Raw genomic sequence first — 14,907 nt, 5'->3', positions numbered from 1 at the left:
ATTGACGGATGTTCAACAAGGAGTCGAGCGTGACGCCGCTCACCGTGCGTACCGCTCGACGAAGCGGGCGAGCAGCCGGGACGGCTCGGTGACGCTCGCCGCGCGGGCCAGCGCCTTGAGCGCCTCGGCCCCGCCGGGCTCGAAGTAGCCGTGGTGCTCGTAGACGTCGATGCGCAGGCACAGCCCCTCGACGTCCAGCTCGGGGTGGAACTGCGTGGCGTAGACGTTGCGCCCGATCCGGAACGCCTGCACCGGGCAGGTGGCCGAGGAGGCCAGCAGCACGGCGCCGTCGGGCAGGCGGGAGACGGCCTCCTTGTGGCCGAGGTACGCCGCGAACCGCTCGGGCAGCCCGCCGGTCAGCGGGTCCGTGCGGCCCGCATCGGTCAGCGTGACCTCGACGGCGCCGATCGGCTCGCCGTAGGTCCGGTCGACCACGCCGCCGCGCAGCACGCCCAGCGTGCCGATGCCGTAGCAGCAGCCCAGGAACGGGTGGTCCGCCGCGACCGCCCGCGTGGACAGGTCCTGCAGCTCGGCTTCGACGCGGTGCTGGACGGGCAACTTCTGGTCCGGCGGGTCGCTGACGTTGAACGGTCCGCCGCCCAGCACGACGCCGGACCAGTCGTCGAGGTCGACCGGTCCGCCGAGGGCCTCCTCCAGCGGCTGCTGCTCGAGCCGCACGCGGCGTACGTCGCGCTCGTCGAGGCCGGTGGCGAGGAGGACGGCGTCGTACTCCCCGTCCGCGGCGGCGTCCTCCGCACGGGTCCCGAGGAAGAGGAACGGCCTGGTCAGACCTGCACCGCCACTCCGCGCTCGATCAGCCCGTCGACGTCCGGCACGCCCCACGCGGTCAGCGCGGCGCGCGTGTGCTCGCCGGCCTCGCGCGACGGCGGGGTGCCCAGCGTCGCCCCGGTCCGGCTGAAGCGGGGGGCCGGGACGGGCTGGAGCAGGTCGTCGCGGGTCACGAAGACGCCGCGCGCCTTCATGTGCGGGTGCTCCGCCGCCTCGCTGATGGGGATGATGCCGGCCACGCAGGCATCAGTGCCCTCGAACACCTCGACCCACTCCGCCTGCGTCCGACCCCGGAAGGTCTCGGTGAAGAGCGCGCGCATCTCCTCCCACCGGTCCATCTCGAACTGGCCGGGGCAGGTGTCCTCGACGCCGAGCAACTGGACGAGCCGCGCGAAGAACTGCGGCTCCAGGGACCCCACCGACATGTGCCGGCCGTCGGAGGTCTCGTAGACGTCGTAGAACGGCGCGCCGCCGTCGAGCAGGTTGACCGCCCGCTCCTCGCGGAACTGGCCGCCGGCGATGAACGCGGCGGTCATCGCGTTGAGGCTGGCGGTGCCGTCGACGATGGCGGCGTCGACGGTCTGGCCCTTCCCGCTGACCTTCGCCTCGAGCAGCGCGGCGAGGATCCCGATCACGAGGTACGTCGACCCACCGCCGAAGTCGCCGACGAGGTTGCTCGGGAAGTGCGGCTTGGACTTGTCCTGGCCGAGGCCGAAGAGGGTGCCGGTGATCGCGATGTAGTTCATGTCGTGCCCGGCGGCCTGGGCCAGCGGCCCGTCCTGGCCCCAGCCGGTCATCCGGCCGTAGACCAGCCGCTCGTTGACCGCGGCACAGTCCTCCGGGCCCAGCCCGAGCCGCTCCATCACGCCGGGGCGCATGCCCTCGACGAGCACGTCGGCACCGCGGACCAGCTCGAGCACGGTCTGCACGGCCTCGGGGTTCTTCAGGTCGAGCGCGACGCTGGGGCGGCCGCGGTTGAGCAGGTTGTGCGCGCCGCCGGCGAGCGCCTGGCCGCCCGGCCGCTCCACGCGGATGACGTCGGCCCCGAGGTCGGCCAGCAGCATGCACGCGTGCGGGCCGGGCCCGATCCCGGCGATCTCCACGACCTTGACGCCCCGGAGCGGCCCGGTCCCCCGGCCCAGCTCGATGCCCGTGCTCGTCTCACTCATGGGCCGGATCATGACAGAACCACTGTCACGGTCGCGAGGGTCGTCTCGCCGGCGCGCGCCCACGACGACGGACGACCACAAGTGGGTGGTGCGCCACGCCGAGCTGGTCGGACGGCACCGGGCCGGGACTTCGGGTAGTCGGTCGACGGGCGGTCGACGGGGGTGAAGGCGGTCAGGCCGGGAGGACGCGGGCGAGGAACTGGCGGGTCCGCTCCTCGCGCGGGGCGGTGAAGAGCTGGTCGGGCGGTCCCTGCTCGAGGATCCGGCCCTGGTGCAGGAAGCACACCTTGGTGGCGACCTCGCGGGCGAAGGCCATCTCGTGGGTGGCCAGCACCATCGTGGTGCCGGCGACGGCGAGGTCGCGGACGATGGTCAGCACCTCGCCGACCAGCTCGGGGTCCAGGGCGGCGGTGATCTCGTCGAGGAGGAGCAGCTCGGGGCCGGTGCACAGCGCCCGCACCAGGGCGACCCGCTGCTGCTGGCCGCCGGAGAGCCGGTCGGGGTGCTTGCGTGCGTGCTCGGCGAGGCCGAACTGGTCCAGCAGCGCCAGCGCCCGGCTCTCCGCGTCGGCCTTCGAGACGCCGTGGACCCGCCGCGGGGAGAGCGTGCAGTTGTCGAGGACCGAGAGGTGCGGGAAGAGGTTGTAGGCCTGGAAGACCATCCCGACCCGCTTGCGGACCTCGCGCGGGTCGACCAGCGGGTCGCTGATCTCCTGCCCGGACAGGGTGATGGTGCCGTCGTCGACGTCCTCGAGCAGGTCCAGGCAGCGCAGCAGCGTCGACTTGCCCGACCCCGAGGAGCCGATCAGGCAGACCACGTCGTGGGCGCGGACGTCGAGGTCGACCGAGTCGAGGACCAGCCGCTCGCCGTAGGTCTTGCGCAGGCCACGGACCTCGAGCAGCGCCGGGGAGGAGGGAGCGCTCACAGCTGCCCCGCCCGCTCCCGCGCCAGCCAGCGCCGCTGCAGCCAGTCGGTGAGCCGAGCCAGCGGGACGGTCAGCACGACGAAGAACGCCGCGACGACGACGTACGGCGTGTAGTTGAAGTTGTACGCCGCGTAGTCGCGCGCGGCGAAGACCGCGTCGAAGACCGCGACGGCCGAGACCAGCGCGGTGTCCTTCTGCAGCGAGACGAAGTCGTTGAGCAGCGGCGGGACGACCCGGCGGACGGCCTGGGGCACGACGACGTACCGCAGCGCCTGCGGGCGGCTCAGCCCGAGCGCCTCGGCGGAGGCGACCTGCGAGGGGTGGATGGAGTCGATGCCGGCGCGGAAGACCTCGGCGACGTAGGCGCTGTAGGAGAGGACCAGCGCGACGCCGGCCCAGAAGGTGCCGCTGATCGGCACGCCCTGGAGCCCGAGCGCCGGAATGCCGAAGCCGAGCATCAGCACGAGCAGCAGCGTGGGCACGCCGCGGAGCAGGTCGGTGTAGACGACGGCCAGGACGCGGAGCGGGGCGAGGTACGGCGAGCGGGCGACCCGTGCGAGCGCCACCAGCAGGCCGAGGGCGAGGATCACGACCTCGCAGACCAGGAACAGCCGGACGTTGAGCCAGAACCCGTCCAGCACGTCGGGGAAGACGGCCTTGGCGTGCTCCCAGGAGAAGAACAGCTCCCGGACGTTCGGCCACCCCGGGGAGCTGGTGAGGGCGACGCCGAGCGCGACGAGCACCAGGACCACGAGTCCCGTGGCGACGCTCAGCGAGCGCAGCCGGAGGCGGCGGCGCACGGCTCGCCGCTCGAGCTCGCGGTCGCTGGGCGTCCAGCCCCCGCCGGTGGGGGTGGACGTGGCCGTGGGGGTGTCAGTCAAGCGTCGGCACGCTCACCACGTCGGAGAGCCACTCCTGCTCGATCTCGGCCAGCGTGCCGTCCTCGCGGAGGCTCGCGAGCGCGGCGTCGACGCAGTCGCGCAGCGGGTTGCCCTTCTCGAAGAGCATCCCGAACTCCTCCTGCTCACCGGTCTCGGGCTGGAACTGCCCGACGATCGTGCTGCCCTCGATCTCGACGGCGGAGATGTAGAACGCGGTCGGCAGGTCGGCGAGGATCGCCTCGACCTGGCCGTTCTTGAGCGCCTGCTTGGCGGCGTTGGTGTCCTCGAAGACCAGCGGGTCGCTGGCCGGCTGGATGACGTCGCGGATCGCGGTCAGCGAGGTGGTGCCGGTCTGGGCGCCGAGCTTGTGGTCGGCGAGCTCCTCGACGCTCTCGAGGCCGGCGAGCGGGGAGTCCTCGAGGGTGATCACGGCCTGCGCGGCCTGGTAGTAGCCCTCGGAGAAGTCGACGACCTCGGCCCGCTGGGGGGTGATCGAGACCTGGTTGATGTCGAGGTCGAAGGTCTTCTTGCCCGGCGCGTAGGAGGAGTTGAAGGGCACGGTCACCCAGGAGACCTCGTCCTCGGAGAAGCCGAGCTCCTCGGCGACCGCGTAGGCGACCGCGGACTCGAACCCCTTGCCGTTGGTGGGGTCGTCGTCGACGAACCACGGCTCGTACGCCGGGGAGTCGGTGCCGATGGTGAGCCGGCCGTCCTCGACCAGCGGGGCGCCCTCGACGCAGGCGGCCGGGTCGGCGTCGGCGCTGGCGCTGGTGTCGGCGGAGGCGCTGCTCGAGTCGCTCGAGGCGTCCGGCTCGTCGTCCTCGACCGGGGCGCACGCGGAGACCAGCCCGGTGGCGAACGCGGTCAGCAGGACGGGGGCGGCCAGGGCGGCACGACGCGAGCGCATGGGTGGAATCGTAGGGACTCGACTCGTCCCGTGTTCAATGACCGGGTGATACGTGACCTGAGCGACACCGAGGCCCGCCGCGCGCTCGTCCACAAGTGGGGCCAGGTGCCCGAGGACGTGCTCCCCGCGTGGGTGGCGGAGATGGACTACGCGCTCGCGCCGGCGGTGGCCGACGCCCTGGCCGAGGCGGTCTCGCTCGGGGTGACCGGCTACCCGTCGTTCGAGCCGGGCGGCGGCGCGCTGGGCCGGGCGTACGCCGGGTTCGCCGAGCGGCGGTTCGGCTGGCGGGTGGACCCGGCGCAGGTGCTGCCGACGGTCGACGTGACGGCGGGCGTGCGGCTGGCGGTCGACGTGCTGAGCGGGCCGGGACCGGTGGTGCTGCCGCTGCCGGCGTACGCGCCGCAGCTGGACCTGCCGGCGGTGTGCGGCCGCGAGCGGTGGGACCTGCCGGTCGAGCCGGACGCGGAGCGGGTGACCATCGACCTCGACCGGCTGGACCGGATGTTCGCCGACGGGGCCTCGACCCTACTGCTGACCCAGCCGCACAACCCGTGCGGGCAGGTCTACACGCGCGCCGAGCTCGAGGGGATCCGCGACGTGGTGGCGCGGCACGGCGGCCGGGTGGTCAGCGACGAGATCCACGCCCCGCTGGTGCTCCCCGGAGCCGAGCACGTGCCCTACCTCGCCCTCGAGGGCACCGGCGAGCACGCGGTCGCGGTCGTGGCGGCGTCCAAGGCGTTCAACACGGCGGGGCTGCGGTGCGCCCAGGTCGTGGCCGACGACCCGGCGACGGCCGCGCGGCTGGCCGGCGTGCCGATCGCCCAGAACGACTCCTGGTCACCGCTCGGCGAGGTGGCCGCCGTGGCGGCGTACGAGCAGGGCGACGCGTGGCTCGACGCCCTCCTCGACCGGCTGGACGGCCAGCGCACCCTGCTCGCCGAGCTGCTGGCCGAGCACCTGCCCGAGGCACGGATGCGGCCCCTGGAGGCGACGTACCTGGCGTGGCTGGACCTGCGCGCCTACGGCCACGACGACCCCGCGGCGGTCGCGCTCGAGCGGGGGCGGGTGCGGGTGGCGCCGGGTCAGGACTACCACCCCGGCCTGCCCGGCCACGTCCGGCTGAACGTCGCGACGTCGCCCGAGCGGCTCCGCGAGGCCGTGCTGCGGCTGGCGCGGGCGCTGGTGGGCTGAGCCCGCGGACGTGACGGTCGCGGGTCAGACGTCGAGCCGGCCGCGGCGACGGACCAGCGGCCGCTCCGCCTGCGGCAGCCAGGTGCGGGTCACGTGGTCGACGACGTGGACGCCCGGCGGCGCCTCGATCCGGTGCAGCCCCGGCACCTCGTGCCCGCGGCCCTCGCGCAGCGCGGAGTAGACCTCCCACTCGCGGCGCTTGCGCGGCGCACGGGAGGAGTCGAAGTCCTCGGCGCTGCTCCAGTGCGCGAACTCGTCCTGGTCCAGCCACTTCAGCTCCACGCACAGGCCCTCGGGCAGCACGATCCGCTCGGAGGTCTCCGGGAACTCCCGCACCTCCCACTCGAAGGCCTTGACGAAGGTGAACTGCTCCCCCATCGGGTAGACCCACGGCTCCAGGAAGCGGAACCCCAGGTCGATCCAGGCCACCGACTTGCTCTCGATGCTCAGCGGGTGGCGCGGCACGGCGACCACCGCGCCCGAGCCGTGCAGCTGCCAGGACAGGTCGGCCAGCAGCGCCTCGCCCTCGCCGGTCAGCACCATGTCGCCGTCCCACTTCATCGAGTAGCCGGTGCGGACGTGGGAGAAGGACCAGTTGTAGAAGTGCGTCAGCGAGTGCACCGAGTGCGGCGGCGTCGCGAGGTGCTCGGTGCCGGCGCGGCTGACTCGGAAGGGGTAGGTCGTGACGGTGATCCGGTCGCCGGCGCCGCACTCCTCGGCCACCCGCCGGGCGACCTCCGGGGTGCCGTCGTCGGACTGGTTGTCGACCAGGACCACCCGCTGGACCGCCCGCAGCATCGGGGGGAGGACCCAGGGCAGGTTGCGGGCCTCGTTCTTCACGCGGAACACGCAGGTCAGCCCGGGGTCGAGCGGCCCGTCCTGCCACGCCCAGCGCACGTCGTACGTCGCGTCGCCCTCGAGGCAGGCGATGTCCGGCGCGCTCATCGCTGCTTGCCGAGCGCCTTGCGCAGGCCGCGGCGGGCACCGGCGGGCACCATCGCGCGGACGCCGTGGGGGATCCGCTCGGCACCGCGGCGGCCGGGTGCGAGCTGGTCGGGCGCCGGCTGCTGGCGCTGGCCCTCGCGCTTGGCGGCCAGGGCGGTGGACTCGCTGAACGCCTCCGCCTCCTCGTAGAGCTCGGCGTACGCCGTGCGCAGCTCGTCGAGCCGGTCGTGGACCTCGGGGGTGTCGCCGTCGGGGTCGGCCAGGCGGTCCAGCTGCTGCCAGGACTCCTCGGCGACCTCCCGCAGCCGGGCCGGGACGCGCACGTCGTCCCAGGTCAGCTGCACGCGGCGCAGGTTCGGGTCGATGAACTGGTGGACCTTGCGGATGTCGTTGGCCGAGGCCGACTTCACCGCGTCGAGGTCGAAGAGCTGGCCGAGGCCGAAGACCGGGATCGTCCAGTCGGTGAGCATGTCGTGGTAGCGCACGAAGGCCCGGGCGCTCCCCCGCGTCGAGCGCTCGGTGTGCAGCATCATGTTCACCCACGCGGCCGTCCGGCTGACCTCGCCCGAGGTGGTCGAGGTGCGGCCGCCGGCGTAGTACTTCTGCTTGCTGCCGACCACCTCCGTCGGCGGGCGGAGCATCGTGACGTAGGCCGGTGTCGCGTCGCAGCGCAGGGCGGCGCTGCGCCACAGGCCCATGAACCACGCCAGTCGCGGGTCCTTGACGACGACCTCCGGGCCGCCCTCGACGAACTGCTGCTCCAGCCAGTCGTGCAGCCGCCCGCGCAGCGGCTCGAACGTCGCGAGCTTGCCGGCCTCGAACCAGGCGGCGGGCCGGGCGTCGGAGACCGCGACGTTGCAGCGCTGCAGCAGCTCGTGGTGGAAGTCGACCACCCACTGCGGCTCGCCGAAGCCCTTGGGGTTGGTCTCGTCGGCCTGCACCTCCGGCTGCGGCACGTGCATGCCGAGGGTCTGCAGCGTGCCGGACATCGTGCTCGTCCCGCTGCGGCCGGATCCGACCACGAACACCACCCGCCGCTTGACCGGAGGGGCCGGCGGGGCAGCGGTCGTCGACATGGCGCTCAGCCTAGAAGATGCACCAGGCCACGCCTTCCACCCGCCGGTCGCCCGGTGCCGCTCGACCGGCAGGTGCGGTCTCAGCCGATCGAGCGGGTCTGGGCGGCGATGACGTCGGCGTACCACTGGTAGGAGCGCTTGGGCGTGCGCGCCTGCGTCTCGTAGTCGACGTGGACCAGGCCGAAGCGCTGGGAGTAGCCCTCGGACCACTCGAAGTTGTCCAGCAGCGACCAGCAGTAGTACCCGCGGACGTCGACCCCGCGCTGGACGGCCGTGGCCACCGCGCGCAGGTGGGCGTCGATGTAGTCGATCCGCGGCTGGTCGTCGACGACGCCGTCGGCGTCCGGGCCCATGTTGTACGCCGCGCCGTTCTCGGTGATGTAGAGCGGCGGCAGCGCGTTGCGGAAGCGGGCGCGGAACATGATCAGCCACTCGCGCAGGGCGTCCGGGACGACCGGCCAGCCGAAGTCGGTCGTCGGGTGCCCCAGCAGCTCGCGGAACGCGAAGGGCAGCTCGGCGTCCTCGGCCGCGGCGCCGATCTTCATCGGGTTGTAGTAGTTGACCCCGTAGAAGTCGAGCGGCTGGCGGATCGTGGCCAGGTCGCCGTCCTCGACCACGTCCTCGAGCAGCGGCGCGATGTCGACGGGGTAGCGCCCGAGCAGCATCGGCTCGATGAACAGCCCGTTCCACATCGCGTCGAAGAGCTTGGTGGCGCCCACGTCGGCGGCGTCGTCGGAGGCCGGCCACATGGGGGCGTGGTTGTTGGCGCAGCCCACGCTGGCGGTGACCCCGGCCGGCACGGAGTCGCGCAGCGCGATCGCGGCCCGGCCGTGGGCGAGGAGCAGGTGGTGGGCGACGGGCAGCGAGTCGAACATCAGGGTCCGGCCCGGGGCGTGCATGCCGATGCCGTAGCCCATCATCATCACGACGTTCGGCTCGTTGACGGGCACCCAGTGCTCCACCCGGTCGCCGAACCGCTCGCCGGCGATCGCGGCGTACTCCGCGAACCGGTCGATCGTCGCCCGGTTGAGCCAGCCGCCGTCGTCCTCGAGCGCCTGCGGCAGGTCCCAGTGGAACAGCGTGACCATCGGCTGCACGTCCGCCGCGAGCAGGGTGTCGAGCAGCCGGTCGTAGAAGTCGAGGCCCCGGGCGTTCGGCGTGCCGCGGCCGGTCGGCTGGATCCGCGACCACGACAGCGAGAGCCGGTAGCCGCCCACCCCGAGGTCCTTCATCAGCGCGACGTCCTCGTGGAACCGGTGGTAGTGGTCGCAGGCGACGTCGCCGGTGTGGCCGTCCTTGGTCCGGCCGGGCGTGTGGCTGAAGGTGTCCCACACCGACGGCCCGCGGCCGTCCTCGGCGGCCGCGCCCTCGACCTGGTACGCCGCGGTGCTGGTCCCGAAGCGGAACCCCGGCGGCAGCTGGGGCAGGCCGCGGGCGGCGGGGTCGGAGGGGTGGGCGGCCACGGGCACAATCATGGACGTGACGACCGAGATCCGCCGCAGTTCCGCACGTTTCCTGAGCCGGGCGCCGGGGATGGTGACCCACCACGCGTTCTCGTTCGGCGAGCACTACGACGCCCAGCGGCTGCGCTTCGGCCCGATGGTGTGCCACGACGAACACCACCTCGGCGCGGGCAAGGGCTTCGACACCCACCGCCACAGCGGCCTCGACATCGTCACCTGGGTCGTCGACGGGCGGCTGCACCACACCGACTCCCACGGCCACGACGCGGTGCTGGCGCCCGGCGAGGTGGCGGTGCTGAGGTCCGGCTCGGGCGTCGAGCACGCCGAGCACGCGACCGAGGACGGCCGGGCCCACTTCGTCCAGGTCTGGCTCGCCGCCGACCCCGACCGCGCCGACGACGAGCCGACGTACGACGTCCTGCCGGTGCCGGCCACCGCCGTGCCCGGCGGCGGTCTGGTCGAGGTCCTCGCGCCGCAGGCCGGCGCCACCCTCCACCTCGCGCGCCTCGACGCCCTCGAGACGCTCACCCTCCCCGCCGCGGCCCAGGTGCACACCTACGTCGTCAGCGGCGCCCTGGTCCGCAGCTCGCTCGCCGAGCCGCTTGCCGCCGGCGACGCCTTCCTCTTCACCGACGAGCCCGAGCACCCCGTCACCGCCGCCGTCCCCACCGAGCTGCTCGTGTGGACGTTCGCGGGGTGAGTCGGGGCGCGGGCGGGTGTCGGAATCCCCGGCCCCCCGGGGAATCCGGCGCATCCCAGGGGAAACATCCCCTGAGAAGCGCCGGTTCTCCCTGAGAAGCAGGCCCGCCCGAGGACGTCAGCGGAGGACGGCGAGCGCGCCGGGGCGCACCTCGACGACGAGCGGGGCGTCGGCGAGGCCGGGCAGCACGCCGAGCGGCTCGCCGTCGCCGCCGACGGGGACCGGCCGGCCGCCGGCCCGCGAGGGGTCGGCCCGCAGCTCGACCCGCCGCCCGGACAGCACGGTGACCTCGTCGAGGTCGACGTGCCCGCCGTCGTACACCTTCGGCAGCGCGCGGACCAGCGCGGCCTTGGAGGCGGCCTCGATGACCACGACGTCGACCAGGCCGTCGGCGACCGTGGCGGCGGGGGCGATCTTCATGCCCTTGCCGTAGTAGGCGGAGTTCGCGACGACGACGGTCGCGGCCTCGACCTCGCGCTCCTCCTCGTCGACGCGCAGCCGGTAGCGCGCGGGCGCGTAGGTGAGCAGGGCACGGACCGCGGCGTAGGGGTACTGCAGCCTCCGCGGCAGCCGGTGCGCACCGTCGACGAGCTCGGCGGCGCGGGCGTCGACCCCGCAGTAGACCGAGCCGGCGACCTCGCGCGGCGCCGCGCCGCGGGACGACGCGCACAGCAGGTCGACGCGGCGCGGCTCGCCGGTGAGCAGCAGCGACGCCAGCTCCTCGGGCGAGGAGGGCAGGCCGAGCATCCGGGCGAAGTCGTTGCCGCGGCCGGCCGGCAGCACCGCCAGGGTCCCGCCCACCGCCGAGACCTCGCCGGCCAGCGAGGAGAGCATCCCGTCGCCGCCGACCGAGACGACCACGTCGCCGCGGGCCACCGCCGCGGCGACGAGGGCGGGGACGGCGCGAGGGCCGGGTGAGTACGTCACGTCGACCGTCGCGCCCGCGTCCCGCAGCAGCCGGGCGACCGGCACGACCGCCTCCGGCGCGGCGCCGCCGCCCGAGGCGGGGTTGACCAGGAACGTGAAGGAGCGGGTCACGGGACCAGCACCCCGGGGTTGAGGATCCCGGTCGGGTCGAGGTCGGCCTTGACCGCACGGAGGACCGAGACGCCGAGCTCGCCGATCTCCGCGGGGAGCCGGTCCCGGTGGTCGGTGCCGACCGCGTGGTGGTGGGTGATCGTCGCCCCGACGGCCGTGATCGCCTGGCCGGCGGCGGCCTTGGCCGCCAGCCACCGCTCCAGCGGCCGGTCCCCGCCCGCGGCGGCGACGGTGAAGTAGAGCGAGCAGCCGGTCTCGTAGACGTGGCTGATGTGGCACAGCACGAGCACCGGGCTCGCACCGTCCTCGCCGGCGAGCACCCCGGTCAGGGCGGCGCGGACCGCGTCGTACAGCTCGGGCACCCTCGACCAGAACGTCGCGGTCTCCAGCGTCTCGACGAGGACGCCGACGTCGAGCATCGAGTCGCGCAGGTACGGCGCGTCGAAGCGGCCGTGCGCCCAGGCCCGGCCCGGCTCCTCGCCCAGCGGGGTGCCGCCGAGGCCGGCCAGCACGGCGGCGACCGCGCCGCGGCGCGCCGCGACCTGCGCCGGCTCCCCCTCGTGGCCCACGACCATCAGGCAGCCGCCCGCGTCGGGGCCGCCGATGTGGTCGGGACGCGCGAGGTTGATCGCGGTCTCGTGCTCGTCGGAGAGCCGCAGCACCGTCGGCAGGAGCCCTGCCTGGGCCAGCGTGCGCATCGCGGTCGCGCCCTCCTCGAAGGAGGTCCACCGCCAGCCCTCGTACACCTTCTCCGCCGGCAGTCGGCGCACCCGGACGGTCACCTCGGTGATGACGCCGAAGGCGCCCTCCGAGCCCAGCAGCAGCTGGCGCAGGTCCGGGCCTGCGGCGCTCGCGGGGGCACTGCCGAGCCGCAGCTCGCCCCGGGGCGTGGCGACGCGGAGGCCCACCACGAGCGCGTCGAACCGGCCGTACCCGGCACTGGACTGCCCGCTGGACCGGGTCGCGGCGAAGCCGCCGATCGTCGCGTGCTCGAAGGACTGCGGGTAGTGGCCGAGCACCAGGCCCTCGGCCGCGAGGAGCGCCTCGGCCTCCGGGCCGCGCAGCCCGGGCTCGAGGGTCGCGGTCATCGAGGTGTGGTCGACGGCGAGCAGCCGCTTCATCCGGACCAGGTCGAGGGACACGACCCCGGCGTACCCCTCCCGCCGCGCGGCCAGGCCGCCGGTCACCGACGTCCCGCCACCGAACGGCACGACCGCCAGGTGGTGCGCCACGGCCACCGCGAGGACCGCCGCGACCTGCTCGTGGTCGCCCGGCCGGACGACGACGTCGGGCGCGTCGCCGAGGTCGCCGGCCCGCTGCCGGAGCAGGTCGGGGGTCGACTTCCCCCGCGTGCGGAGCCGCCGGGTCGCGTCGTCGAGCAGCACGTGGTCGGCGCCGACGGCACCCCGCAGCGCGTCGAGCACCTCGGCGGCCAGCCCGGACGGCGGCACGACCACGTCGGCGGCCGCCGGACGCTCGTCGAGGCCGAAGACCGCCTCGACCAGGCCGCGGGCCGAGTCCGGCAGGGCGGCGGCGCGGGCCGGGTCGCCCCAGCGGCTGGGGTGCATCTCGCCGACGGCGGCGGTCAGCGCGACCGGGAGCGGGGGAGGCGTCATGCGTTACACTGTGACACATGACGTCACTTCGTCACAACGACCCGCGAGACGGCTACCTCGACGCGGCGCGGGCCTGCATCCTCGACCTCGGCTGGCGGCGTACGACGCTCACCGAGGTCGCGCGCCGGGCCGGCGTCTCGCGGATGACGATCTACCGGACCTGGTCGGACATGCGGCAGCTGCTCGCCGACCTGATGACCCGCGAGTGGACCGAGGTGGTCGTCGCGGCCGAGGCCGAGGACGCCCCGGGCCGGCCGGTGGTCGAGCGGCTCGTGGACAAGCTGGTGCGCACGGTGAAGGTCCTGCGCGGCAACGAGCTGTTCGTGCGGATCGTGGAGCTCGACCCCGAGCTGGTCCTGCCCTACCTCCTCGACCGCCGCGGGCGCTCCCAGCAGCTGATCCTCGACCTCGTCGAGCAGGCGCTCCGGGAGGCGCAGGCCTCCGGCGACGTGCGGGCCGGCGACCCGGCCGCGATGGCCCGCGGGCTGGTGCTCTCCGCCCACGGCTTCGTGATGTCCGCGCACACCATGGTCGACGACGCCGTCTCCGAGGAGGCGCTCGAGCAGGAGATGCGCACCGTGCTCACCCGGACGCTGCAGCCGTGAGGTCCCCCGAGCGGATCACGCCGGGCCTCGCCGGGGCGCCGACCGACGTCGACCTGGTCGTCGTCGGGCTGGGCATCACCGGCGCCGGCGTCGCGCTCGACGCGGTCACCCGTGGCCTGAGCGTGCTGGCCGTCGACGCCCACGACCTGGCGTACGGCACCTCGCGGTGGAGCTCGAAGCTGGTCCACGGCGGCCTGCGCTACCTCGCGAAGGGCCAGGTCGGCGTCGCCCACGAGAGCGCCGTCGAGCGCGGCGTCCTGATGGAGGTGACCGCGCCCCACCTGACCCGGCCGATGCCGGTGGTGGTGCCGCTGACCAGCAGCGTCACCCGGGCCCAGGCCGCGCTCACCTCCGTCGGCCTCCGCGCCGGCGACGCCCTGCGCCGCGGCGCCCGCACCGCCGTCGAGACCCTCCCCCGCCCGCGCCGGCTCTCGGCCACCGAGACGCTCGCGCTGGCGCCGCCGCTGCGCCCGGCGGGGCTGCGCGGGGGGATGCTGAGCTGGGACGGGCAGCTGGTCGACGACGCCCGGCTCGTGACGACCGTGGCCCGCACCGCCGCGGCGCACGGCGCGGTCGTGCGCACCCGCGCCCGGGTGCTGGGCGCCACGGGCACCGAGGTGCGGCTGCGCGACGAGCTGACCGGTGCCACCACCACGGTCACCGCCCGGGCGGTCGTGAACGCCGCGGGCGTGTGGGCCGGCGAGCTCGACGACGACGTCGTCCTGCGCCCGAGCCGCGGCACGCACCTGGTGCTCCGCGCCGACGCGCTGCCCGGCCTGCAGGTGTCGGTCTTCGCGCCGGTGCCCGGGGGAACCAACCGGTTCGTGCTGGTCCTGCCCCAGCCCGACGGCACGGTGTACGTCGGGCTCACCGACGAGCCGGTCGACGGGCCCGTGCCGGACGTGCCCGAGGCGACCGAGCCGGAGATCGGCTTCCTGCTCGACGTGGTCTCCGCCTGCTTCGCCCGCCAGCTGCACCGCTCCGACGTGGTCGGCGCCTTCGCCGGGCTGCGCCCGTTGCTGGAGTCGGGTGCCGGCGGCTCCACCGCGGACCTCTCGCGCAAGCACGCCGTCCTGGTCGGTCGCTCCGGGGTGGTGACCGTGGTCGGCGGCAAGCTCACGACGTACCGCCGGATGGCGCAGGACGCGGTCGACGCCGCCCTGGCCACGCCACCCGCCGCCGGTCTCGCGGCCGGCCCGTGCCGCACCCGCGCCCTGCCACTGCTCGGGGCCGCTCCGCGCGACCGGCTGGCCGCGCTCGAGCAGCCAGAGCGGCTGGTGCGGCGCTACGGCACCGACGCCGCCCTGGTCCTGGCGGACGCCGTCGAGGTGACCGGCCTGGCCGAGGACGAGCTGCTGGCCCCGGTGGCCGAGGGCGTCGCGGTGACGCTGGCCGAGCTGGTCTTCGGGGTGACCCACGAGGGCGCGCACGACGTCGCCGACCTGCTGGACCGGCGTACCCGCGTCGGCCTGGTCCCCGCCGACCGGGCGCTCGCCGAGCCGGCCGCGCGCCGGGCGCTGGCGCTGGTCGCCGGCGCCGCGCCCGGGAACCGATGACTTTCTCCCTCGACGCGGGTCGGTGGTGCAGAGCAGACTGACCGAG

14 protein-coding genes are annotated in these 14,907 nt (G+C 74.4%); 4 read left to right on the top strand and 10 right to left on the bottom strand.

Annotated elements, in window-relative coordinates:
- Positions 1–39 precede the first annotated feature (39 nt).
- The 5 genes from AB0N29_RS14010 to AB0N29_RS13990 all read right to left on the bottom strand — a co-directional run bounded on the left by AB0N29_RS14010 (position 40) and on the right by AB0N29_RS13990 (position 4,671).
- Positions 40–843, bottom strand: a complete 804-nt coding sequence (locus tag AB0N29_RS14010) for a glutamine amidotransferase (RefSeq protein ID WP_364867578.1) — start codon at positions 841–843, stop codon at positions 40–42.
- Complete coding sequence (locus tag AB0N29_RS14005) at positions 786–1,958, bottom strand: CaiB/BaiF CoA-transferase family protein (protein ID WP_364867576.1); 1,173 nt, start codon at positions 1,956–1,958, stop codon at positions 786–788. The genes AB0N29_RS14010 and AB0N29_RS14005 overlap by 58 nt, the downstream gene beginning before the upstream one ends.
- Positions 1,959–2,130: 172 nt before the next feature.
- Complete coding sequence (locus AB0N29_RS14000; protein ID WP_302268686.1) at positions 2,131–2,883, bottom strand: amino acid ABC transporter ATP-binding protein; 753 nt, start codon at positions 2,881–2,883, stop codon at positions 2,131–2,133.
- A complete protein-coding gene (locus AB0N29_RS13995) occupies positions 2,880–3,764 on the bottom strand; it encodes an amino acid ABC transporter permease (protein WP_364867574.1) in 885 nt (294 codons plus the stop codon). The genes AB0N29_RS14000 and AB0N29_RS13995 overlap by 4 nt, the downstream gene beginning before the upstream one ends.
- Entirely contained in the window at positions 3,757–4,671 is a 915-nt protein-coding gene (locus AB0N29_RS13990; protein ID WP_364867571.1) for an ABC transporter substrate-binding protein, read from the bottom strand. The genes AB0N29_RS13995 and AB0N29_RS13990 overlap by 8 nt, the downstream gene beginning before the upstream one ends.
- Before the next feature lie 45 nt (positions 4,672–4,716).
- Here AB0N29_RS13990 and AB0N29_RS13985 point away from each other — a divergent pair, with 45 nt between their 5' ends.
- Complete coding sequence (locus AB0N29_RS13985; protein ID WP_364867569.1) at positions 4,717–5,862, top strand: aminotransferase class I/II-fold pyridoxal phosphate-dependent enzyme; 1,146 nt, start codon at positions 4,717–4,719, stop codon at positions 5,860–5,862.
- A 24-nt stretch (positions 5,863–5,886) separates the two neighbouring features.
- Here the strand turns inward: AB0N29_RS13985 and AB0N29_RS13980 are convergent, their stop codons facing one another.
- From AB0N29_RS13980 to AB0N29_RS13970, 3 genes are all read right to left on the bottom strand, one after another.
- Positions 5,887–6,807 (bottom strand): hypothetical protein, encoded by a 921-nt coding sequence (locus AB0N29_RS13980; protein ID WP_364867567.1) that lies wholly within the window; start codon positions 6,805–6,807, stop codon positions 5,887–5,889.
- Positions 6,804–7,883, bottom strand: a complete 1,080-nt coding sequence (locus tag AB0N29_RS13975; protein ID WP_364867565.1) for a sulfotransferase family protein — start codon at positions 7,881–7,883, stop codon at positions 6,804–6,806. The genes AB0N29_RS13980 and AB0N29_RS13975 overlap by 4 nt, the downstream gene beginning before the upstream one ends.
- Before the next feature lie 80 nt (positions 7,884–7,963).
- Positions 7,964–9,346, bottom strand: a complete 1,383-nt coding sequence (locus AB0N29_RS13970; RefSeq protein ID WP_364867563.1) for a GH1 family beta-glucosidase — start codon at positions 9,344–9,346, stop codon at positions 7,964–7,966.
- A gap of 16 nt (positions 9,347–9,362) precedes the next feature.
- Between AB0N29_RS13970 and AB0N29_RS13965 the strand changes: the two genes are divergently transcribed.
- Positions 9,363–10,046 (top strand): pirin family protein, encoded by a 684-nt coding sequence (locus tag AB0N29_RS13965; RefSeq protein ID WP_302268693.1) that lies wholly within the window; start codon positions 9,363–9,365, stop codon positions 10,044–10,046.
- Between the two features lie 117 nt (positions 10,047–10,163).
- Here AB0N29_RS13965 and AB0N29_RS13960 read toward each other — a convergent pair whose 3' ends face one another.
- Positions 10,164–11,084 (bottom strand): diacylglycerol kinase family protein, encoded by a 921-nt coding sequence (locus AB0N29_RS13960; RefSeq protein ID WP_364867560.1) that lies wholly within the window; start codon positions 11,082–11,084, stop codon positions 10,164–10,166.
- Positions 11,081–12,700, bottom strand: a complete 1,620-nt coding sequence (locus AB0N29_RS13955; RefSeq protein ID WP_364867558.1) for an FAD-binding oxidoreductase — start codon at positions 12,698–12,700, stop codon at positions 11,081–11,083. The genes AB0N29_RS13960 and AB0N29_RS13955 overlap by 4 nt, the downstream gene beginning before the upstream one ends.
- A 17-nt stretch (positions 12,701–12,717) precedes the next feature.
- Here AB0N29_RS13955 and AB0N29_RS13950 point away from each other — a divergent pair, with 17 nt between their 5' ends.
- Positions 12,718–13,305 carry a helix-turn-helix domain-containing protein gene (locus tag AB0N29_RS13950; RefSeq protein ID WP_364867555.1) on the top strand — a complete coding sequence of 196 codons (588 nt, stop codon included), beginning with the start codon at positions 12,718–12,720 and terminating at the stop codon, positions 13,303–13,305.
- Complete coding sequence (locus AB0N29_RS13945) at positions 13,302–14,861, top strand: glycerol-3-phosphate dehydrogenase/oxidase (RefSeq protein WP_364867552.1); 1,560 nt, start codon at positions 13,302–13,304, stop codon at positions 14,859–14,861. The genes AB0N29_RS13950 and AB0N29_RS13945 overlap by 4 nt, the downstream gene beginning before the upstream one ends.
- Positions 14,862–14,907: the final 46 nt, after the last annotated feature.

The organism is Nocardioides sp. NPDC092400 (assembly GCF_040684155.1).
In the GTDB taxonomy this organism is placed as follows: Bacteria; Actinomycetota; Actinomycetes; order Propionibacteriales; family Nocardioidaceae; genus Nocardioides.
This window is presented reverse-complemented; position numbering and strand designations above follow the sequence as displayed.